The organism is Ahrensia marina (genome assembly GCF_042140245.1).
Taxonomy (GTDB): domain Bacteria; phylum Pseudomonadota; class Alphaproteobacteria; order Rhizobiales; family MH13; genus MH13.
The window spans coordinates 114,025-134,895 of record NZ_CP159483.1; the positions used below are offsets into that span (position 1 = coordinate 114,025).

Genomic DNA, 20,871 nt, shown 5'->3' on the forward strand with positions numbered 1-20,871 from the left:
AATCAGCTCAGCGGCTGGCCAACGATGACAAGGGATAGCGGCGCCTTCAAGATGCGGTCGGCCACGCGACGGATGTCGTCCACCGTAATTGCGCGGATCAGGTCTGCGCGCTCAATCATGTAGCTTGCTGGAATGCGCTCCAACTGCATGCCGACCAACTGCTGGGCGATCTTCTGCGAACTGTCAAAACGCAGCGGATAAGAGCCGATCAGGAAGTCTTTGGCCTGTTGCAGCTCTTCTTCCGTCGGGCCGTTTTCAACGAACTCGGCAATAACCGCACGCATCACATCAAGGGTTTCTTGCGCGCGCTCAGGCCGCGTTGATGCACCGCCACCAAAAATCGGTGCGTGGTCACGCGCAGAAAGGTAAGTGAAAACGGAGTAGGTGAGCCCACGATCCTGGCGGACTTCCTTGAACATGCGCGAAGAAAATGTGCCGCCGCCAAGAATATGGTTCATGACGAAGGCGGTCAGAAAATCATCATCGTCACGGGCAAGACCAGGGATAGCAAAGCGGATGACCGTTTGGGCAACGTCCTGCGTTTCCTGTGTCTGTACGCCGGTCGGGATGGTCATATTGGGAATGGATGCCAGGTCGGCCTGCGCACGCAAACCGCCAAAGGCGTTATCGACAAAGGTGTCTGCTGCCTCTGCGGAGATATCGCCAACGATAGCAACACGAATGATGTCTTGTGCCAGCGTCGCCGTGTGGTGTGCCAGAAGATCATCACGTGTGATGTCCGGAACGGATTCCAACGAACCATTTGACTGACGCGCATAGGGATGGCCGTCAAAAAACGTCTCAGAAGACAGGCGTGATGCGATGCTTTCTGGATCGTTCAGATCACGACGCAAACCCGCCATGATCTGACCACGCGTTCGTTCAATGGCATCCTCATCCAGCCGCGGCTGTGTCAAGGCGAGTGCCAGCAGCTCGGTGCCCAACTCAATCGTGTCAGAAAGAACGGTCAGCTCGCCGGAGAAATTGTCATGGCTGGCATCAAAGCCAAGGCGGATCGCATTGTCTTCCAACAAAGTTTGAAAGGCGATGCTGTCATACTCGCCCGCACCCTCATCAAGAAGGCCAGAGAGAAGGTTGGCCGTGCCCGCCCGGCCTTCAGGGTCTTGAACGGCGCCCGCACCTTCAAAAACAAACCGTGCGGCCACCAACGGGATGGTGTCATCTTCCACCAACCAATAGGCGATACCACCTGGACTGGTGCGTTCCTGCACATTCACTGCGGCTTCGGCGCGTTGTGGTTCGGTCAAACTGAGGGCCATGGTGATCACCAATGTAAGAGCCAGCAGCAGGCTGGCCGTTTTTGTCTTTGTGGTGGAGGTCTTGGTGGCTTTAGCCATCGGCATCGGGCGTTGCTGTTGCAGCGGCAGCTGGTTGTGTGTCTGGCGTGACCGCTGGTCGCTGAAAGCCGATCACAGCGCGCTGCGGTTGAAGCACAAGCCGCGCGGCGTCCATCACATCATCCACGGTTACAGAACCGATGCGCGCCGGCCATTGCTGAACATCTTCCAAGTCTTCGCCAACGGCCAAAGATGAGCCAAAGATACGGGCCAAAGCCGATTGGCTGTCTTGGGCAAACACGGTTTGGGCCACCAGGTTACGCTTGGCGCGGGCCAACTCCTCCTCGCTGATGCCTTCTTCAAGGAAGCGGTTCAGCTCGGCCACCAAATCAGCTTCCAGGTCTTCCAGCGCAACACCTTCGGCTGGATAGCCAAACAAATAGAACGTGCCATGGTCGAGAGCAGAGCCCTGATAGAAGGCGCCCATGGCCGCCGCCGTGCGCTGCTCAATGACAAAGTGGCGATAGAGGCGGCTTGTGCTGCCATCGCCAAGATAGTGGCTGAGCACGTCGAGCGCTGGGGCTAGCCGTGGGTCTTCACTAAGCGTGTACGAGGGCGCCAGATAAGCAATCTGCACCACCGGCTGGGCGATACGCTCGTCACGCATATCGATCCGCCGCTCAGCCACTGGTTCTGGCTCTAGAGGGCGACGGCGATCCGTGACCGCACCCTCACGTGCCGGAAGCACACCGTAGAACTGCTCGGCAAGCGGGCGGACGGTTTCTTCGTCGACATCTCCCGCGATGACCAGGATCGCGTTTTCCGGCGTGTAGTAACGGGCGTAAAAATCTAGCGCCATTTCACGCGACAGATCTTCCATTTCGTGACGCCACCCAATGATGGGATCGCCATAAGGATGGTTTTGAAAAAGTGTCGCTGAGAAGCTTTCGCGCAGGAGAGCTGTCGGATCGTTGTCAACGCGAGAAGCGCGCTCTTCTAAGATCACATTGCGCTCGGATGCGACCACGTCTTCGGTGAGAACCAGGTTCTTCATCCGATCAGCTTCCATTTCCATCATCAGTGGCAGGTGCTCAACTGCGATGCGCTGGAAGTAAGCGGTGTAGTCGTATGATGTGAAAGCGTTTTCCGTGCCGCCAAGACGCGAGATGGTTTGTGAATAGGTATCATCAGGAAAGCGGGGGGTGCCCTTGAACATCAAGTGTTCCAGAAAATGAGCAATCCCTGATTGTCCGCGCGGCTCATCGGCGGCACCAACCTTGTACCAGATCATATGCGTGACAACGGGTGCACGGCGGTCTGGGATCACCACCACCTGCATGCCGTTGGCAAGCTCAAACTGGCTGGCGCCCGGTGCAAAGGTGAATTCGCTTCCAGCCGCATTGCTGGGCGTGAGGCCAAAAGGTGAGGTGAGCAAAGTCATGAGCAAGGCCCCTAAAAACAGGAGAGACAGGTGCAAACGAGAAGGTACTGGGTGCATGCCCCCGTGTCGCGGTGCGATCGCCCGCGCTGCATAAGCATGTGCTGAAGCCATCAACACCATCTCCTTCATCACACCCAGGCGTGGAATGCAAACAAGCGAGTTCCTGGGCAAGCGGTTCGCCAGCAGGTAGGGTCGATGATCACCGTGTGAAAGAGGTGCACCGGTCACAGCTTGGTGATGATTGTGGATGTTCTGAAAGGTTCAGCCGTTAGAACGGCCACCAGGAGAAGCCGCCTTCTTCAGCCTCGGCAAGCGCTTCGGCATCGGCGCCATAGGGCGCTTCTGCAGACGGCGTACGCGCCGCCACAGGGGGGTCCGTCAAGAAACGACGACCACGGACAGCGGCATCCGCGTCACGCGCCGCATTGGCCTGGGTACGGGCAAGTTGAATATCTTCCTCGCGCTGCAGCTCATGAGGCAGCAAAGGGCGATCCAGCCCAGCATTGCTCTCCTGCACCCCCTGGCGAGACCGTTGGGCCAACGCTTGCGTGGCAGCGATATCCACCCCGTCAACGCCTGGTGTGTAAACGAGGGTCTGATCCTCGCTTTGCAGAACCTGCGCCATACGCTCGCGTGAGCCAGTTGGCCAGTTCGGATCAGCGGCAGCCACAGAGCCACTTTGTGGCGCTGGCAGAGCAGCCGTGGATGGTGGCGCAACGAGAGGTGCACGGGCGGAATATTCGATGGGCTCTTCTTCCCGAGTGATACCTAGTGGCTCGACCAGACCGCCTAGAACGCTTTGCTCAAGGCTCGGCTCGTTCTCGTCAAACGAACCATAGCTGGCGCACCCAGCTAGCGCGGCACTGGCAACCAGAAGTGTGCCGAACTTGGCAGCAAAGGCGGGGGAGAAGAAACGCATCACAAACCTTTATTGTCTCACGCTTTTCGTCGAGATCATGGCGGGGCTTAGCTCTCAATTGGGGCGAGAGAAAGCCCGACTGAACTCTGCGCAGATCATTATGAAGCTTCGCCTGAAACCTTCTGACTTCGCCCCACAAGAAACGCGTCATACAGCAGAAGCGCAACACCGGCAACGACCCACACATCGGCGAGGTTAAAGACGTACCAGTAGTACCCAAGCGCATGAAGCGAGGCATAGTCCACCACGGCCCCATAAAGCACGCGATCAATGGTGTTGCCGATGGCACCGCCAATCAAAAGGCCAAGCGCAATGGCGGTTAGACGATCGGCGTTTCTGACAAGCCAAATGATCAGGGCCAAGGTAATGGCCGCCTTCACGGCCACCAGAAACCAGACCTGCGCCTGGCTGTCGGCAGCAAAGAGGCCGTAGGAAATACCGCGATTCCAAACCAGTACGAGGTCGAAAAACGGCGTGATAAAAACCCGACCCTGCTGGCCGAGATCGAAGCCGAAGAGCAGCCAGGTTTTCACCACTTGGTCAACAACAAGACCAGTCAAAGCGATCAAACTACCGAGGATGGCAGGTCTCATCATGCCGCTTTGGAAATCCCAAGCTCGCGCAGGGCATCGGCATCGCGCAGTGTAACATCGGGGAAGTCCGGATCGCTGCCAACTTCCGGCAGGATTTTCCAAGACCGTGCACATTTTTGGCCGTCAGCCTTGCCAGGCACAACCCCAACCCCGTGAACATCATCCAGGTGGAACGCCCCTTCAGGAGCATCGCCCTGATGCACGCTGGCTTGGCTGGCGATAGCGACCTCTGCCCAATCCACCGTCTTCACCTGATCGAACAGATCAGCATCTGCGATGTAGATGGCAGGCGCAGCCTCGAGCGAAGAACCGATACGCTTTTCGCGTCGCTCAATCTCCAGGGCCCCTGTCACAACCCGGCGGACTGTACGAATGGTGCGCCAATGAGCAGCCAGCTGGTCATCTTTCCACTCGCTAGGGATATCGGGGTATTGTTGCAAATGGACCGACGTTGCCTTTTCGCCATGCCGCGCCATCCATACTTCCTCCATGGTGAAGGGCAGCAGTGGTGCCAACCATTTGGTCAGTGCGTCCAGCGTGATGTCGAGCATCGTCAGGCAGGCCCTGCGTCGCAGGCTGGACGGCGCATCGCAATAAAGCGCATCCTTTCGGATGTCGAAATAGAAGGCTGAAAGGTCTACCGTCGCAAAGGTAAAAAGTGTCTGGAACACTTTCTGGAAGTCAAACCCGTCATAGGCTGTGCGCACAGTTTCATTAAGTTCGGCCAGCCGGTGCAGCATGTAACGCTCCAGCTCAGGCATATCGGCGGCGGCCATGAAATCGCGATCTCGATCATGATGCGCCAGTGACCCCAACGACCAACGCAGCGTGTTGCGCAGCTTGCGGTAGCTATCGACAACCGTTTTGATGATTTCCGGCCCGATGCGCTGGTCTTCAACGAAATCAACGCTCGCCACCCAACCGCGCAGAATGTCGGCGCCGTACTGTTTGATGATATCCTGCGGGAACATCTGGTTGTTCAATGACTTCGACATTTTGCGGCCATCCTCGGCCATGGTGAAGCCGTGGGTGAGCACATCATCGTAGGGTGCGCGGCCACGGGTGCCGCAGCTTTCCAAAAGCGATGAATGGAACCACCCGCGATGTTGATCTGTGCCTTCCAGATACATCACGCGATCTGTGCCACCGTCGATTTCGCGATGGGTTTTCAGGTCTTCGCGCTTCTCCATGACATAAGCATGAGTGGAACCGGAATCGAACCAGACATCCACGATATCGCTGACCTGATCATAGTCATCGGCATTATAGTTTTTGCCGAGGAAGCGCTGTTTGGCTCCTTCGACGAACCAGGCATCGGCGCCTTCGGCGTGGAAGGCTTCGACAATGCGGGCGTTGACCTGTGGATCGCGCAACACCTCACCGGTCTCTTTGTGGGTGAACACGCTGATCGGCACGCCCCAGGCACGCTGGCGCGAGAGCACCCAATCAGGGCGACCCTCGATCATGCCGCGCAGACGGGTTTGACCGGCGGGAGGGTAGAAGGTGGTGGCGTCGATGGCATTCAGCGCGCGTTTGCGCAGCGTGTCGCCCTGCTTTCCGTCAATATCCTCGTCCATATAGACGAACCATTGCGGCGTGTTGCGGAAGATCACCGGCTTCTTTGAGCGCCAGGAATGCGGGTAGGTGTGCTTCAGGCGACCGCGCGCGAACAGCATGTTTTTCTCAATCAGGGCTGCGATAACACGCTTGTTGGCATCGCCTTTTTTACCCTTGTCGTCGATGACACGCGCTGCACCACCCTCGGCATCCGGGCCAAATCCAGGCGCATCTTTGGTGTAGAAGCCAGCATCATCAACAGGGAATGGGATGTCGGTGTTGATGCCGCGCGCCTTGAGGGCCTGGCTGTGATCCATCCAGGCTTCGAAGTCTTCCCGGCCATGACTGGGCGCGGTATGGACAAAGCCGGTACCAGCATCATCGGTCACGTGGTCACCGTTAATGAGGGGGGCCTTGAATTCGTAACCACCACCTAAGCCATGAAGTGGATGTTGTAACACAATCCCTTCGAGTTCTGCCTGATTGACCGATTGGACCTTTTTGGCCTGCACTTTTGCCTGACTGGTCACGCTTTCCAGTAAAGCATCGGCGACGATGAATTGCTCGCCGGGCTTGGGGCCGAAATCATTCTCGGCAGCTGTGACTTCGAAAAGACTGTAGGAAACACGTGGCGAATAGCAAACAGCGCGGTTACCAGGAATTGTCCAGGGTGTCGTTGTCCATATCAGGACATACGAATTCACTAGTTTGGCGTTTGACACCCAACCATCAGAAGCGGGCAAACCGGCGTCGACACGAGGAAGCACTTTGAACTTCACCCAGATCGTGTCGGACTCATAATCCTGATACTCAACTTCAGCTTCGGCCAAGGCAGTGCGCTCGACCACCGACCACATGATCGGCTTGGAGCCGCGATAAAGTTGGCCGTCCATAGCAAACTTCATCAGCTCTTCGGCGATGGTCGCCTCAGCTTCATAACTCATGGTGAGATAGGGGTTCTCAAAATCGCCTTCGACGCCCAGGCGGCGAAACTCTTCGGCCTGCACACCGACCCATTTGTCGGCAAAAGCTCGGCACATGGCCCGCAGAGAAACTGTGTCCAGGTCGTCTTTCTTCTTGCCGTTCTTGCGCAGCTCCTCCTCAACCCGCCACTCGATGGGCAGGCCGTGACAATCCCAGCCAGGCACGTAGTTGCTGTCATAGCCGGCCATCTGCTTGGAGCGGGTGACCATATCCTTCAGCGTTTTGTTCAGCGCGTGGCCGATGTGCAGATGCCCATTGGCATAGGGAGGGCCGTCGTGAAGGATGTAGCGCGGTCGACCGACTGAATCCTCGCGAAGCTTCTTGTAGAGATTTTGCTCGTCCCAGCTTTTTAGGATCTCCGGCTCTTTTTTCGGCAAGCCAGCGCGCATGGGAAAATCGGTTTTCGGCAGAAACAGGGTCTGCGAATAATCAAACGGTTCGGTCATGATCTCACGTCATCAAGGCATGTGGGGGGTGTGCCGTCGCGGGCCAATCCCGCTCGGCACGAAGGTCAAGGCAAACAATCCCGGCACTGCGCGCAGAGGAGTACGTCCTCTTAACGGGCAGCCGGGCCGATAATTCGTATCGTCATGTTCCAAACCATAGGGCGCTCATACCAAGTGCGTGTCTTTAAATAAAGGCTGGCTTTGCATGCTTACGCAGCCAGGACATTCGCATGAACCAAACCAAGGGCTTGATCGAGCTGTGAAAGCGGCTGGGCGGAGGCAAGAGCCGCGCGGGCCATCTCGCTGTCCTTGTCCATCTGCGCAATCAGAGCATCCACACCATCGAACTTGAGTTCGGGGCGAAGATAGCTGTGAAAGGCCACCTCAAGCTGTTGGCCATAAAGATCGCCGGAATAGTCAAACAGGTGCACCTCCAAAAGAGGTGGCTTGTCGCCAAAAGTTGGGCGGCGACCATAGCTGGCGACGGACGGATAAACAGTCTCACCAACCTTCACCGTTGTTGCGTAAATGCCGTGCGCCAAAGCGCTGCCCGCATCAAGTGCGATGTTGGCCGTGGGATATCCCAGCTCACGCCCGCGCTTTTCTCCGTGTTCCACGGTGCCAATCACGAAGTAGCGATGGCCCAAAATGCCATTGGCCTCAGCCAAATGACCCTTTGAAAGCAAGCTACGGATACGGGTGGAAGAAACAGTCTGTCCGCCCTCATCGGCGAATGCATCCACCTCAACAACCCGAAAGCCGCCATGTTCACGCAGCGTCTCAGCGCTTCCAGCCCGGCCTTGGCCAAACCGAAAATCATGGCCAACAACCACACAGTCAGCTTGCATGCGCGCAACGATGTTGTCGGCGATAAACGCTTGCGGTGTTTGGCTGGAAAGCGCTTTGTCGAAGTTCATGGTGTAAATGCCAGCGAGACCAATAGCCGCTGCCAAGCGCGCCTCCACCGCCGGACTGGCAAGCGCATTGTGCGCGCCGGTCGGCGAAAAGAAGGCACGCGGATGCGGGTCAAACGTCAGCAGCCACACAACGCCATTGGAGCTGTCAGCAACATTGAGAGCCGCCTGCGCCACAGCTTGGTGGCCGCGATGGAAGCCATCAAAGTTGCCAATCATCACCACGCGCGGCACGGCGGGGTCAGGCGGTGTCTGTGGTTGGCGAAGAAGCAGCACGGGTGGGCCTTCTGTTCATTGAGCCTGCCCGCTTTACTGGTGTGCGATATCAGGATCAAGCAAGCTTAAGTTGATCACGCGTTGGTACCATCACCAACGCCTCACCTTCCAGAACCACCGTATCCGCCACCTTGCAAACACAGGAAAGGCGAGCGCGTTTCTTTTCAGGGATCAGTTCTACGACCTCCACCACCACATCGACCACATCATCAATGTGGACCGGTGCCATGAACTTCAGCGTCTGAGAAAGATAGACCGCTCCCGGCCCAGGCAGACGTGTGCCCAGAACGGCTGAAATGAGGCTTGCTGTGTAAAGACCATGAGCGATGCGCGACTTGAACGGTGTGCGCGCAGCAAAATGCTCAGACAGGTGGATAGGGTTTCGATCGCCAGAAATTTCAGCGAAGCCCACAACGTCAGAAGCCGAGACAGTGCGCCGGTATGTTTCGGACTGACCCAAGAATAGGTCTTCGAAGGCGTGGCCTTGAAGCTCTAGGAAAGCTGCGTTCACGACAGGAAGGCTCCTCAACCCATTTGTTGCAATGCACCATACTCTTAGCCCTCATGGTGGGCCTGGCGCTATGCAGCGATCTGTGCACGCCCTTTGGCCAACGAACGTAACGGCAACCGGCCAATTGCGGCAAAATTTGCCGCCATTAACGAACGATTCAAAGGCGATCTGTAAGGTGTTTTCCGGGTTTGGGGTTACTCATCACTCGATGGGGCCTGCCTCGAGAGAATATTTTGGGACGCATGTGGCGCTTCGGCGTTGCTGTAGTGGAGTAGTGAGTATGCCTGTAGACACGTCCATTCCGGTTCTTGTCGTTGATGATTACAAGACCATGGTGCGGATTATCCGCAACCTTCTTAAGCAGCTTGGTTTTTCTGACATCGATGATGCCAAAGACGGCCAAGAAGCCCTGGAGAAGATGAAGGTTCGCAAGTACGGCCTGGTGATCTCCGATTGGAACATGGAGCCAATGACAGGCTACGAACTGTTGAAGTCCGTTCGCTCCAATGAGTCTTTGCAACGCACGCCGTTCATTATGGTGACTGCAGAATCAAAGACGGAAAATGTGGTTGCCGCCAAAAAAGCTGGCGTGAACAACTACATCGTGAAGCCGTTTAACGCGGCCACGCTGAAATCCAAGATCGACGCCGTTTTCGGCGACTAAGGCGACATCGTCGCTTTGGACTGAACATGACAAAGGCGGCCTTTTATCAAGGCCGCTTTTTTCGTGACAGCACCATTGCGTCTGACGGACAAAAGAGGGGAAAGCGCTATGAAAAAAAATGAAGCTTTGGATGTAAGCGCCATCGTTGAAAAGCAAGCAGAGGCGCTGGTCGCCTGCGTGAACAATGGAACGGGCACAAAGCGCCTGGATATGGTGCGGGCACTGGACGTCGCGCGTGTCATGACCGACTCGCTGGAAGGCACGTTGCGCTCTCTGGAGCATGGCTTTGCTGATGCAGTTCGCGAAGCGGCTGAAGACATTCACGATCTGCGCATGGAGCTGTCGTCACTGGGTGTCGACAAGCTGCGTGCCGATCACCTGCCTGAAGCGGGCCATGAGCTGGATGCGGTTGTTGAAGAAACCGAAAAAGCAACAGATCGCATCATGGAGTCCGCTGAATCCATCATGGCGGCTGATCGGTCCGATCCACAGGCGTTCCAGGATCTGGTCGACACGCAGATGATCGATATCTTTGAAGCCTGCACATTTCAGGACATCACAGGCCAGCGTATCGGCAAAGTGGTTGAAACGCTTCAACGCCTTGAGAGCCGATTTGATCGGTTGCTCGAAACCTTGCCTGAGAGTGACGGTGAAGCTGTGCTAAGCGAAGCGGAAAAAGCCCGTGATGCTCGCAAGGAAGAGCAGATTTTGAACGGCCCGCAGCGTGATGGGCCAGAAGTCGATCAGGACGCGATTGACGCGCTTTTTGGCTGAGCTCAACTGCTCAAAGAAACTTGCAAAAGCTCCGTCGCTTCGCGTCGGAGCTTTTTTGTGACTACCAGGATAGTCTCGCCATCCAAGCTTTGGCTGGATAGGGGGCTTGTTCCAAAAAAGCAGCGACTTTCTTGCCATTTGGTGCCGTGCTCGGTCCGAATTCACCGGCGTGGATGCCTCCGGTGAAGAAAACGCAATCAATACCCTGATCTGCTGCGCCGCGCATGTCGGTGCGCATGGAATCGCCAAGCCCAAGCACTTTTGAAAGGTCTGGATTGCCAGCTACATCCAGCGCAGCCTGGTAAATTGGGGCGTGTGGTTTACCGAGGATGATCGTTTCACCACCCAGCTCTTGATAGAGGTCGGCAAGCGCTCCGGCGCAGTAGATCAACCGACCGCCCATTTCCACGACTTTGTCAGGGTTGGCGCAGATCAGCGGAATGTTGCGGCTAGCCAGCGCTTCCAATTGCCCGCGATAGTCTTCCGGTTCTTCTGTCTGATCATCAATCAAACCGGAGCAGAGACAGACCTCAGCTTGGTCATCACTGGTAAACGTAACCGGCAAGCCTGCAACAAGTGGCTTGTCTTTCTCCGGGCCGATATGGCTGACCTTCGCATCACGATAGGTGGTCATGAACAGGTTGCGCGTGACATCTCCTGATGTGACGACATCGTCGTAAGCTGAGGTCGGCATGCCGAGGCGGACAAGCTGCTCACGGACTGTTCCATTGGGTCGAGGCGCGTTGGAAACCAGGATCACTTTCAAGCCTGTCGTACGGGCCTGGGTCAGGGCGTCCACGGCGTTGGGCCAAGCGGCAATACCGTTGTGCAATACCCCCCAGATATCGCAGAGCAGTACTTGGTAATCGGACGCAATCTGGGAAAGGCCTTTCAGAGGCAGGGTAGAGATGGTCATGAAAATCCTTTGAGCCGCGCCCGACTTAGGCTGAGCGGCTGAGCGCGCGCGCCGGTCGCTTGTTATGGGCAGCACGTTTGGCCGCCTGGTTGGTATCCACCTGGCTCACAGGTTCACCCTTAGCGGTGTCGTCATCATCGCTGTCCGGGGCTTTGTCCAAAAGCGGATGCGGCTCAACATCAACGATACGCGGGCGGGCGAACAGATTGCCCTGCCCGTATTTGAGATTGCAATCGAGCAGCTCAACAACCTGAGACTCGCTTTCAACCTGATCCACAATGAGATCCATGCCATTACGCGCAGCAAGATCGGACAAGTCTTCGGGGTGAATGTCACTCTTGGCCTGCGCATCTTTGCCCAAAAACAGACTCACCGGTGCCTTGGCATAGCGGAACCCGTGACGGGAAAGCTCAAAGAGATCTGACCGGGCATCGGTGAGCTGTGTAACGCTCATGCGAAAACCAAGATCAGCAAGCGTTCCGACCAGATCAAAATCGATTGGACTGAAGGCGCGGACATCTTTCTGTGCGATTTCAATCACCAGACGGCCGGCTAGTTCTTGGTTGTTGGTCAAGGTTTGAACCAACCAGTCCGCAAAACGTGACTGCATAATCGAACTGCCCGTGACAGGCACGAAGACAATGGACGCGGATTCGCGCGCAGCGAACTTGTGCGCCAGAGCCAAGGCGCGCGCAACAACGGCCTTGTCGAACGCTGCGATTGCATCAACGGCCTCAATCGCTGGGATCGCATGGCGCGCGTCCAAGGTGCCAGCGCCATCCAGCTTCAGATTGAAGATCGTGGCATAAGCACGGGCTCGGCGCTGAGGCAGAGTAACAACGGATTGAAGCGCCACTTCGAGACGCTCATTTTCAACTGCCGATGCGACCCGTTTTAACAGAGCCTCAGAGCGCTCTTCCTCCAAAGCTTCGGCACGCTTTCGCGCTGCCTCCTCTTGCGCTCGCCGTTCCCTGTCATCAGACAGTTTCTGGTCGGCCTCGGATATGACCGGTTGATCCTCAACGTGTTCCGCTTTGGGGGCGGCAGGTCGCTTGCGCGGTGAGGCCTTGGCGACCGTCCTCACCTGTTCCTCCAGAGTCACCACGCGATGATCGGTGTCAGCAACGGTTTCGGTAACTTGCGCCAGCAGCGCTCCAATCACCTGCATGTCTTGATGCACAGGCGCAACGCCCGCATCCACAATCTGTTGGGTGTCAGTTTCAAGCGCCACCAGCCGTGAGCGGATCATGTCGATCTCGTTGAACGCATCCTGGAGCGCATGGTCGTTGAGCTCCAACTGGCGCTGGAATGCCTTACGCTCAGACACACGCGACATTGCTTGATCGAGAGCCGCCATGACAAAGAACAGGATCGCGCCAAACAAGGCGGCCAACTCAAGTGGTAAGGCCGTCAGGCGATGCAGCATTGCGGTCGCGCTTATGGAGATGACCGCCATGGCAATGTAGATCAGGGCAACACTGGGCCGCATGCAGACTTCACCAGACGATCAAAAGGCTTGGCCAGGGCACGCGAATCACACCCCAACCTTCTCAGATTCGAACTATGCCCTAATTTGATCGCCGTGAAGAAGCCAAGGAACCATCTTCGCCCACAGATTTGCGGTACATGGTTGGCGCCCTAACCTGACTTAGATGCTTCGATTTGAAACGCCGTCGCTCTCAAGTGCACCATCGACAAGGTGGATACGCCGATCCATTTGCGCAGCCAGATCCATATCATGGGTAACAGCGAGGATGGTGCGGCCGGACGTATCGACAAGATCTCGCAGAATAGCGAACACTTGATCGGTGGCTTTGGAGTCCAATGAACCTGTGGGTTCATCGGCCAAGATTAAAGCTGGATCATTGGCCAAAGCACGGGCCACAGCCACACGCTGCCGCTGTCCGCCAGACAGCTGGTCGGGCCGTTTGTCGATGTGCCCCTCCAAACCGAGCGACTCCAACAGTTCGCCTGCGCGATCATGTTGTGCACTGGCAGAGAGTTTGTTGATGCGCCGCATGGGTAGCATCACGTTCTCGCGGGCGGTGAACTCGGGCAGCAAAAAATGAAACTGGAAAATGAAGCCTAGCTCGCCTAGCCGAATGCGCGCGCGTTCGTCGCTGGTCATGTCATGGGTGGCTTGGCCCTTCACGAGCACGTCGCCTGATGTTGGCAAATCGAGCAGACCAAGCAGGTAAAGCAAAGATGATTTGCCAGACCCCGATGGCCCAGTGATCGCGACAAACTCGCCCTCACCGACTGACAAAGACACATCGTCAACCAGTGTAACCTTGACCGCCTCATCCAGGATGCGGGTTGCGTTTTGCGCTTCAAGCAGAGCCGTCATCTGAACCGTACATCATGTGGCGCCGCGAATGATGTCCACCGGGTTGAGGCTGGAAGCTTTGCGCGCGGGCATGTAGGCGGCGAAAACCGCTGAGCCGAGGGCAATACCGATGGCGATTGAGTAGTGCACCGCAGAGAAGGTCATGCGGATTGTGATCGGGTCTTCACTCTCAGGATTCGCAAACTCCAGTTGCCCGAGGGCCACCGTGAGCAAAGCCCCAAGAATGGCGCCCAAAATGGAACCACCAATGCCCATCGCCAGCCCCTCCATCACAAACAGGCGGCGCATGTCTTTTTCATAGAAGCCCAGCGACTTCATGATGGCGATATCGCGCGTCTTCTCATGCGTGATGGTGGAAATGATGTTGTAGATGCCAAAACCTGCAACGAGCAGAATGGCAGCAACGACAGTGTACATGATCACGTCGCGGACAATGAAGCTCTCCAAAATGGCTTGGTTGGCCTCCTGCCAAGAGACGGCTTTGTAGCCGAACTGAGCCTCAATCCAGCTTGCAACGGAGGGCGCGGAGTTAGGGTCATTCAGCGCAATGCGAATGTCGTTGACTGCATTGGGCCTACCGGCAAACACCTGGGCCGTTGAAAGCAGCAGGTAACCTGTGGAGTTGTCAGCGGCGTTGTTGCCGGAGTTGAAAATACCAACCAGACGATAGCGATGCACATCTCCAGATGGCGAAACTAAAGTTATCGGATCACCCAACTCTGCATTGATGGAGCGAACCAAGTCATCACCAAGCACCACCGCGTCAGCACGGCTGTTCAAATCGGTGAGCAGTCCCTGGCGCATATGATCGCCAATCTGTGAGACAGTGAGTTCGTTTTCTGGAATGACCCCTGAAAGCGAGACCCCCGTGTCGCGTCCTGCATAGCGGATCACGCCTTGGACCAGCAGTGCTTCCGATACGTTGCCATCGACGACGGCACGCACCGCACTGGTCATTGCCACTGGGTTGCGGATGCCACGCGGATCATCGCGTGGGGTCAGGCTTTCGATCTGCGCGTCGGCGAAAACATCCTGCGCTGGCTGGCGTTGGGCATCGCGGCGTTCATCAGAAATCTGCACGTTGGGGATGGCGTTGATCAGTTGATCGACAAAGTCTTCCTGACTGCCTTGCAAGAGTGCGGCCATTGCAATGGAGAACCCGACGCCAAGCGAAACGCCGACAATGGCAACAAGTGTCTGTCGCCCGCGTGCCGCGACATGCGTTACGGCAAGATCAAGCAGGAGCAGCCATCCGCCCATCAGGGAGCTGCCGCCCGCACACGGGCGCCATCGGTCAGACCTTCGGGGATAGGGCTGACAAGCTGAGCGCTTTCATCCAAACCAGCCATCACCTCCATCATCGTGATACCACGCAGCCCGATATCGACCGGCGTTTCACGCACCACACCATTGTCGATCACATAGACCGTTTGCTGGTCGGTGAAGGCAGTGGTCGGTGCCAGCAGGCGGTCTTCGCGGTTCTCGATCACGAGGTTCACATCAACGCTCATACCAATGAACAGGGGCGTGTCATCGGGCAGAGCGAGCCGAACGCGATAGGTCTTCAGAACGCTATCACCTTTGGGTGTGATGCTATCGAGTGTGGCTTCGAGAACAGCATCGGGAAAAGCATCGGACCGCAGCAAGGCGCGCTGACCAACTTCAATCAACGGGATATCTTCCTCGTTGATCTCCGCGGTGATTTCCAAAGGGCGCGGCTGACCAACCGTGAACAATACATTGCCTGCCTGAGCCACCTCACCGACATCAGCATCAAGCCTTAGAATCTGGCCAGCAATTGGCGCGGTAATGCGATAGCGGCTGAGCACCTCTCGCTGGGCTGCAAGACCGGCCTCAGCACCTGCCAACTCGCTGACGGCGCGATCAAAAGCTTCGCGCGAACCAACACCGCGCTCGAGCAGATTGGTTGCGCGTTCCACTTGCTGGTTGAGCAGCCCAATCTGGGCTTCGAGCTCACGAAGGCGAGCGCGGGTTTCGCTGTCATCAAGCTCAACAACCACGTCACCAGCGGCAACCGTGTCACCTTCACAATTGCAGTGGCCGGTGATGCGCTGCGCCACAATGGAGGTGACATCGGCACTCACGGCCGCCTCCACCACGCCAGAGGCATAGACAATATGGGCGATGTCACCACGTGAAACGACGGCCACATCGACAGGTGTTGGGCGACTGGCAAAGGCAAAGTAGCCCCCACCAGCAGCGGCAAGCAGAATGATGACGGTAATGATTTTACGCATGGTGTCGTTCCGAGCACGCCCTATGCGCGCCTTGCACGCGTATTGCCTTGACCACCGTCAACGTAAGCGCGGAAAACCGAGCTTTAACTTCGCACTATTGCGCATAGGCAGGTACGACCGAGGCGGCTCTTGTTAAGAGACCGCCTGCAATGTGCGTTTTAAGCCTGCAAACATCTGATCAACGTCAGACTCTGCGAAGGTTAGAGGCGGCGAGAGCGCGATGGTATCGCCAGTCACCCGGATCATCATGTCCTGGTTGTAGAAGGCATCCTGCATAGCAGCGAAAGCACGGGCCGTCGGCTTTCCTTCAAGAGGCGTGATGTCAACGCCGGTAACAATGCCGCATGTGCGAATGTCTTCGACAATATCCAGGTCAGCAAGATAGCTATGCGCCGCGTCGGCGAACATGCCTTCCAGCTTGGCAGCGTTTTCGTACAGGCCCTCGTCGCGATAGACGTTCAGCGTTGCCAAAGCTGCTGCACAGGCCAGCGGGTGACCGGAATAGGTGTAGCCGTGGAAAAGCTCGATCATGCCCTCGCCAGCGCTATCCATAAAGCCATTGTAGATGTCCGCGCTTGCGATGACACCGCCCATGGGCACTGTGCCTGATGTGATGCCTTTGGCAAAAACAATCATATCAGGCGTCACACCATAACGTTGCGCGGCAAAGGCCGTGCCCAGACGTCCAAAGGCTGAAATCACCTCATCGAAAATGAGCAGAATGCCATGCTTGGATGTGATCTCGCGCAGGCGCTTCAGATACCCCTTGGGCGGAGGAAGAACGCCGGTAGACCCAGCCATTGGCTCGACGATCACGGCGGCGACTGTATCGGCTCCATGAAGGGCGACGATGTTTTCCAGATCATCGGCCAGGTGCGCGCCCCATTCAGGCTCGCCTTTGGTGAACGCTTGCTCTGCGCGATTGTAGGTGTGCGGAAGATGATCAACGCCGCCCAGTAGCCCGCCGTAGAAGCGGCGGTTGTTAACGATGCCGCCAACCGAGATGCCGCCAAAGCCTGAACCGTGATACCCGCGCTCACGTCCAATCAAACGTGTTCGCCCGCCCTGCCCTTTCACCTTGTGATAGGCCAACGCGATTTTGAGTGCAGTATCAACACCCTCTGAGCCAGAATTGGCGAAGAACACATGGTCCAACCCCTCTGGTGCTTCGGAGGCAATGCGAGAAGCAACTTCAAAGGCGATGGGATGGCCGAACTGGAAGGTTGGCGCAAAGTCAAGGCTGGCGGCTTGCGTCTGGATCGCCTCAACAACGGGTGTGCGGCAATGACCGGCATTGCAGCACCAAAGGCCGGCTGTCCCATCCAAAATTGAGCGGCCATCTGGTGTGAAATAGTGATTGTCTTTGGCTCCGGTGATCATGCGTGGCTCAGCCTTAAATGCCCGATTGGCACTGTAAGGCATCCAGAACGCGTCCAGATCATTGGGAGCGGAAAGTGGTGTGGTGCCCGCGGCCAGGTGGGTCGCATCGGAGTGATCAAGCATGACAGGTCTCCCTTTTTGGCACGAACCGGGTGGCGACTTGGTTTCGCGCGCTCTATAGCTTCTCTCAGCCTTGAAGCTTTGACTGTTTGGTCAAAAAGCTTATGCCAAGCTTTGCGCCGAGCAAAGAGGCAAATCGAAACCCGTTTGAAAGTCTGTTCTGATGGCCTCCCCCGCCTCTCCTGCTCCGCTTGCGCTTGCCTCTATGCAGCGTCGTGCGATGGGATCGGTGTTGATCGCAATTGCGATCCTTACTCTCATGGATGCGGGCATCAAACTGATGGCAGGCACTTTTGGGACGCCACAGATCTTGGTGATGCGCTACAGCGCTGGGCTGCTGGTTGCAGCGGTTCTCTTCCTGGGGCTTCTGGTATCTGGTCGTGTTGATCTACCAACGTGGCGCAGTTTGGTGCGCAGTTTTCAGCGCTCCATGCTGGTGACATTGGTGGCGGCCTGCTTTTTCTACGCGCTATCGGTCATTCCGCTGGCCGAGGCGACAGCGATCGCCTTCACAGCACCGCTCTATCTGGCATTGCTTGGCTGGCTGATCTTGAAGGAACCGGTGGATGGCAAAACCTGGATTGCTATCCTGATCGGCTTGGCAGGCGTTGGGGTGATATCCTCTTCAGCTTTCGCCAACGGATTTTCAGGTGCGCTAAGCGGCTACATAGCGGCGGCGGTGGCCTCCTTTGCCTATGCTGCTGCTTTGGTTTTGACGCGTTTGCATGCAGCCAGTGACCCTGTGCCAACGATGATCATGCTCCAAAGCGGCTTTTCAGCGCTTTTGGCCTTGCCACTCTTGGCTCTGACCATAGCTGGCTTTGCCATGGATGGCCGCCCCTTTGTTCCGCTCACGTCCGACTGGTTGTGGCTTGCTCTGGGTATCGGGTTCTTGGGCACCATCGGTCATCTCTTCATGACGTATGGCTTTAAACATGCGCCCGCGGCCAAGCTCGGTCCGATGGAATACACCAGCCTCTTATGGGCGGCCTTCTATGGGTTTGTGTTTTTTGCAGAAGTACCAGGGATCCGCCTTGTCTTGGGCAGTGCATTGATTGTGATCGGCACCTGGATCGTTATGCGCAAAGAGAAAGACACCGGCACCGTGGTGGATGCTGTTTGAACAACCGCTGAACGGCAATCCCTTGTTAACCACGTGGTCGGCTGATCCCGGCTTTGGTAAACAAAATGAGTCCAATCCGGCTTGCCCATCCTTGACACCTCACCACGCCATCCTTATCTCCACGGCGCGTTAGCACTCACCCATGGAGAGTGCTAACTTGCGTTTTAGGTGCTCTTCTTGGAGCGCCGCTAGATCAACCAAGACCGCTGCGGCCCAAGAAGGCCGCGCTAACCCAAGGATGAGGACATATGGCATTCCGTCCCTTGCATGACCGTGTGGTGGTGCGTCGCATCGATTCCGATGAGAAAACTGCCGGAGGGATCATCATTCCCGACACCGCAAAAGAGAAACCACAGGAAGGCGAAATCGTCTCTGTAGGCCCTGGCGCACGCGATGATGCTGGCAAAGTTCAGGCTTTGGACGTCAAAGCTGGCGACCGCGTTCTGTTCGGCAAATGGTCCGGCACCGAAGTGAAGATCGACGGTGAAGACCTGCTGATCATGAAGGAAAGCGACATCATGGGTGTGATCGCCTAATCGGCCACCCTGCTTCGTTCTTTCTCTTTATTTTGGCGTTTCTCGCTCTGTTCCTGATGGAACAACCGCCTGAAAACGCAAAGCAAACCAAGGAATCTCAACATGGCTGCTAAAGAAGTATCCTTCGGCCGTTCAGCACGCGAGCGTATGCTGACCGGTGTGAACACCCTCGCCGATGCGGTGAAGGTGACCCTCGGCCCGAAAGGCCGCAACGTTGTTCTGGACAAATCATTTGGCGCACCGCGCATCACCAAAGATGGTGTGTCTGTCGCTAAAGAAATCGAACTGGAAGATAAGTTCGAAAATATGGGCGCGCAGATGCTGCGTGAAGTTGCCTCCAAAACCAACGATATCGCTGGTGACGGCACCACGACTGCAACGGTTCTGGCCCAGTCCATCGTTCAGGAAGGCCACAAAGCTGTTGCTGCTGGCATGAACCCAATGGATCTGAAGCGCGGCATTGATATGGCCGTGACCGAAGTCGTTAAAGACCTCGTCAACAAAGCCACCAAGATCAACACCTCTGAGGAAGTTGCTCAGGTCGGCACCATTTCTGCAAACGGCGAAAAAGAAATTGGCGACATGATCGCTCAAGCTATGCAGAAAGTTGGCAACGAAGGCGTTATCACGGTTGAAGAAGCCAAAACGGCTGAAACCGAGCTGGAAGTTGTGGAAGGCATGCAGTTCGATCGTGGCTACCTGTCACCATACTTCGTGACCAACCCAGACAAAATGACCGCTGATCTGGATGATCCGTACATCCTTCTTCACGAGAAAAAGCTTTCCAACCTGCAAGCTATGCTGCCGGTTCTTGAAGCTGTTGTTCAGTCGTCTCGTCCGCTGCTCATCATCGCTGAAGATGTTGAAGGCGAAGCGCTTGCCACCCTCGTGGTCAACAAGCTGCGTGGCGGCCTGAAGATTGCTGCTGTGAAAGCACCTGGCTTCGGCGATCGTCGTAAGGCGATGCTTGAAGACATTGCCATCCTCACCGGTGGTCAGGTCATTTCTGAAGACCTCGGCATCAAGCTGGAAAATGTTTCCCTCGATATGCTGGGCACTGCTAAGCGCGTGGCCATCACCAAGGAAGAAACAACCATCGTTGATGGTGTTGGCGGCAAAGATGAAATCTCTGCTCGCGTCAACCAGATCAAAGCCCAGATCGAAGAAACCACATCCGACTACGACCGTGAGAAGCTCCAAGAGCGTCTTGCGAAGCTGGCCGGTGGTGTTGCTGTGATCCGCGTTGGCGGTTCCACCGAAGTGGAAGTGAAAGAGAAAAAAGACCGCGTCGATGACGCCCTCAACGCGACCCGTGCGGCTGTGGAAGAAGGCATCGTCCCTGGTGGCGGTACCGCCTTGCTGCGTGCGTCTCGCTTCATCGACTCCAAAGGCGAGAATGCTGACCAGGAAGCAGGCATCAACATTGTGCGTCGCGCTCTTCAGGCTCCGGCTCGCCAGATCGCTGACAATGCCGGTGAAGAAGCTTCTGTGGTTGTTGGCAACATCATCGCTGAGAACAAAGCCGCTCACGGCTTCAACGCTCAGACCGGTGAGTATGGCGACATGGTCGAAATGGGCATTGTTGACCCAGTGAAAGTGGTTCGCACCGCTCTGGAAGACGCCGGTTCGGTTGCTGGCCTTCTGATCACCACTGAAGCGATGATCGCCGAGCTGCCAAAGAAAGATGGCGGCGGCGCACCTGCAATGCCTGACATGGGCGGCATGGGCGGCATGATGTAAGACTGGCGTTAGCCAGGATTACGAATAAGCGCCCATCATTTGGAGTGGTCAGGCCCGTCAAGCGGGCCTGACTG

At 56.5% G+C, this 20,871-nt stretch carries 18 protein-coding genes; 5 read left to right on the top strand and 13 right to left on the bottom strand.

The features are described from left to right. Positions 1-2: 2 nt before the first annotated feature. The 7 genes from ABWH92_RS00590 to ABWH92_RS00620 all read right to left on the bottom strand — a co-directional run bounded on the left by ABWH92_RS00590 (position 3) and on the right by ABWH92_RS00620 (position 8,939). Positions 3-1,358 carry a M16 family metallopeptidase gene (locus ABWH92_RS00590; RefSeq protein WP_375571171.1) on the bottom strand — a complete coding sequence of 452 codons (1,356 nt, stop codon included), beginning with the start codon at positions 1,356-1,358 and terminating at the stop codon, positions 3-5. Continuing rightward, a complete protein-coding gene (locus tag ABWH92_RS00595; protein ID WP_375571173.1) occupies positions 1,351-2,739 on the bottom strand; it encodes a M16 family metallopeptidase in 1,389 nt (462 codons plus the stop codon). The genes ABWH92_RS00590 and ABWH92_RS00595 overlap by 8 nt, the downstream gene beginning before the upstream one ends. Positions 2,740-3,007: 268 nt before the next feature. Continuing rightward, entirely contained in the window at positions 3,008-3,658 is a 651-nt protein-coding gene (locus ABWH92_RS00600) for a hypothetical protein (protein WP_375571175.1), read from the bottom strand. A gap of 98 nt (positions 3,659-3,756) precedes the next feature. After that, positions 3,757-4,251: a signal peptidase II gene (lspA, locus tag ABWH92_RS00605; protein ID WP_375574299.1), complete on the bottom strand. Its 495-nt coding sequence runs from the start codon at positions 4,249-4,251 to the stop codon at positions 3,757-3,759. Next, entirely contained in the window at positions 4,251-7,238 is a 2,988-nt protein-coding gene (gene ileS / locus ABWH92_RS00610; protein ID WP_375571177.1) for an isoleucine--tRNA ligase, read from the bottom strand. The genes lspA and ileS overlap by 1 nt, the downstream gene beginning before the upstream one ends. A gap of 209 nt (positions 7,239-7,447) precedes the next feature. After that, the gene (locus ABWH92_RS00615) at positions 7,448-8,428 is read right to left on the bottom strand and encodes a bifunctional riboflavin kinase/FAD synthetase (RefSeq protein WP_375571179.1); all 981 of its coding nucleotides are present in this window, start codon (positions 8,426-8,428) and stop codon (positions 7,448-7,450) included. 55 nt (positions 8,429-8,483) lie between these two features. Beyond that, positions 8,484-8,939, bottom strand: a complete 456-nt coding sequence (locus ABWH92_RS00620; RefSeq protein WP_375571181.1) for a MaoC family dehydratase — start codon at positions 8,937-8,939, stop codon at positions 8,484-8,486. 280 nt (positions 8,940-9,219) lie between these two features. Between ABWH92_RS00620 and ABWH92_RS00625 the strand changes: the two genes are divergently transcribed. Together ABWH92_RS00625 and ABWH92_RS00630 are read left to right on the top strand one after the other, a co-directional pair. Beyond that, positions 9,220-9,603: a response regulator gene (locus ABWH92_RS00625; protein WP_375571183.1), complete on the top strand. Its 384-nt coding sequence runs from the start codon at positions 9,220-9,222 to the stop codon at positions 9,601-9,603. 108 nt (positions 9,604-9,711) lie between these two features. Continuing rightward, positions 9,712-10,377, top strand: coding sequence for a protein phosphatase CheZ (locus ABWH92_RS00630; RefSeq protein ID WP_375571185.1), 666 nt, complete (start codon positions 9,712-9,714; stop codon positions 10,375-10,377). A gap of 61 nt (positions 10,378-10,438) precedes the next feature. Here ABWH92_RS00630 and ABWH92_RS00635 read toward each other — a convergent pair whose 3' ends face one another. From ABWH92_RS00635 to ABWH92_RS00660, 6 genes are all read right to left on the bottom strand, one after another. Then, positions 10,439-11,293 carry a TIGR01459 family HAD-type hydrolase gene (locus ABWH92_RS00635; protein WP_375571187.1) on the bottom strand — a complete coding sequence of 285 codons (855 nt, stop codon included), beginning with the start codon at positions 11,291-11,293 and terminating at the stop codon, positions 10,439-10,441. A gap of 25 nt (positions 11,294-11,318) precedes the next feature. Next, positions 11,319-12,782 (bottom strand): EAL domain-containing protein, encoded by a 1,464-nt coding sequence (locus ABWH92_RS00640; RefSeq protein WP_375571189.1) that lies wholly within the window; start codon positions 12,780-12,782, stop codon positions 11,319-11,321. Positions 12,783-12,941: 159 nt separating this feature from the next. Further along, entirely contained in the window at positions 12,942-13,640 is a 699-nt protein-coding gene (locus tag ABWH92_RS00645) for an ABC transporter ATP-binding protein (protein WP_375571191.1), read from the bottom strand. Positions 13,641-13,652: 12 nt separating this feature from the next. Further along, on the bottom strand, positions 13,653-14,900 hold the full coding sequence (locus tag ABWH92_RS00650) for an ABC transporter permease (RefSeq protein ID WP_375571193.1): 1,248 nt from the start codon (positions 14,898-14,900) through the stop codon (positions 13,653-13,655). Then, positions 14,900-15,898 (bottom strand): efflux RND transporter periplasmic adaptor subunit, encoded by a 999-nt coding sequence (locus ABWH92_RS00655; protein ID WP_375571195.1) that lies wholly within the window; start codon positions 15,896-15,898, stop codon positions 14,900-14,902. The genes ABWH92_RS00650 and ABWH92_RS00655 overlap by 1 nt, the downstream gene beginning before the upstream one ends. A gap of 132 nt (positions 15,899-16,030) precedes the next feature. Further along, on the bottom strand, positions 16,031-17,401 hold the full coding sequence (locus ABWH92_RS00660) for an aspartate aminotransferase family protein (RefSeq protein ID WP_375571197.1): 1,371 nt from the start codon (positions 17,399-17,401) through the stop codon (positions 16,031-16,033). A gap of 160 nt (positions 17,402-17,561) precedes the next feature. On the opposite strand from ABWH92_RS00660, the gene ABWH92_RS00665 reads away from it, so the two are divergent. The 3 genes from ABWH92_RS00665 (at position 17,562) to groL (ending at position 20,797) form a co-directional block, all read left to right on the top strand. Further along, on the top strand, positions 17,562-18,521 hold the full coding sequence (locus tag ABWH92_RS00665; protein WP_375571199.1) for a DMT family transporter: 960 nt from the start codon (positions 17,562-17,564) through the stop codon (positions 18,519-18,521). Positions 18,522-18,769: 248 nt separating this feature from the next. Then, a complete protein-coding gene (gene groES, locus ABWH92_RS00670) occupies positions 18,770-19,057 on the top strand; it encodes a co-chaperone GroES (RefSeq protein WP_375571201.1) in 288 nt (95 codons plus the stop codon). 102 nt (positions 19,058-19,159) lie between these two features. After that, entirely contained in the window at positions 19,160-20,797 is a 1,638-nt protein-coding gene (gene groL / locus ABWH92_RS00675; protein ID WP_375571203.1) for a chaperonin GroEL, read from the top strand. Positions 20,798-20,871 lie beyond the last annotated feature (74 nt).

What these genes read in the sequence shown, in the direction of transcription:
- ABWH92_RS00655 (WP_375571195.1), bottom strand. Translation starts at nt 15,898, where the DNA reads ATGCGTAAAATCATTACCGTCATCATTCTGCTTGCCGCTGCTGGTGGG.
- lspA (WP_375574299.1), bottom strand. Translation starts at nt 4,251, where the DNA reads ATGAGACCTGCCATCCTCGGTAGTTTGATCGCTTTGACTGGTCTTGTT.
- ABWH92_RS00595 (WP_375571173.1), bottom strand. Translation starts at nt 2,739, where the DNA reads ATGACTTTGCTCACCTCACCTTTTGGCCTCACGCCCAGCAATGCGGCT.
- ABWH92_RS00660 (WP_375571197.1), bottom strand. Translation starts at nt 17,401, where the DNA reads ATGCTTGATCACTCCGATGCGACCCACCTGGCCGCGGGCACCACACCA.
- ABWH92_RS00630 (WP_375571185.1), top strand. Translation starts at nt 9,712, where the DNA reads ATGAAAAAAAATGAAGCTTTGGATGTAAGCGCCATCGTTGAAAAGCAA.
- ABWH92_RS00665 (WP_375571199.1), top strand. Translation starts at nt 17,562, where the DNA reads ATGGCCTCCCCCGCCTCTCCTGCTCCGCTTGCGCTTGCCTCTATGCAG.
- ABWH92_RS00590 (WP_375571171.1), bottom strand. Translation starts at nt 1,358, where the DNA reads ATGGCTAAAGCCACCAAGACCTCCACCACAAAGACAAAAACGGCCAGC.
- ABWH92_RS00635 (WP_375571187.1), bottom strand. Translation starts at nt 11,293, where the DNA reads ATGACCATCTCTACCCTGCCTCTGAAAGGCCTTTCCCAGATTGCGTCC.
- groL (WP_375571203.1), top strand. Translation starts at nt 19,160, where the DNA reads ATGGCTGCTAAAGAAGTATCCTTCGGCCGTTCAGCACGCGAGCGTATG.
- ABWH92_RS00640 (WP_375571189.1), bottom strand. Translation starts at nt 12,782, where the DNA reads ATGCGGCCCAGTGTTGCCCTGATCTACATTGCCATGGCGGTCATCTCC.
- groES (WP_375571201.1), top strand. Translation starts at nt 18,770, where the DNA reads ATGGCATTCCGTCCCTTGCATGACCGTGTGGTGGTGCGTCGCATCGAT.
- ABWH92_RS00645 (WP_375571191.1), bottom strand. Translation starts at nt 13,640, where the DNA reads ATGACGGCTCTGCTTGAAGCGCAAAACGCAACCCGCATCCTGGATGAG.
- ABWH92_RS00625 (WP_375571183.1), top strand. Translation starts at nt 9,220, where the DNA reads ATGCCTGTAGACACGTCCATTCCGGTTCTTGTCGTTGATGATTACAAG.
- ileS (WP_375571177.1), bottom strand. Translation starts at nt 7,238, where the DNA reads ATGACCGAACCGTTTGATTATTCGCAGACCCTGTTTCTGCCGAAAACC.
- ABWH92_RS00650 (WP_375571193.1), bottom strand. Translation starts at nt 14,900, where the DNA reads ATGGGCGGATGGCTGCTCCTGCTTGATCTTGCCGTAACGCATGTCGCG.
- ABWH92_RS00600 (WP_375571175.1), bottom strand. Translation starts at nt 3,658, where the DNA reads ATGCGTTTCTTCTCCCCCGCCTTTGCTGCCAAGTTCGGCACACTTCTG.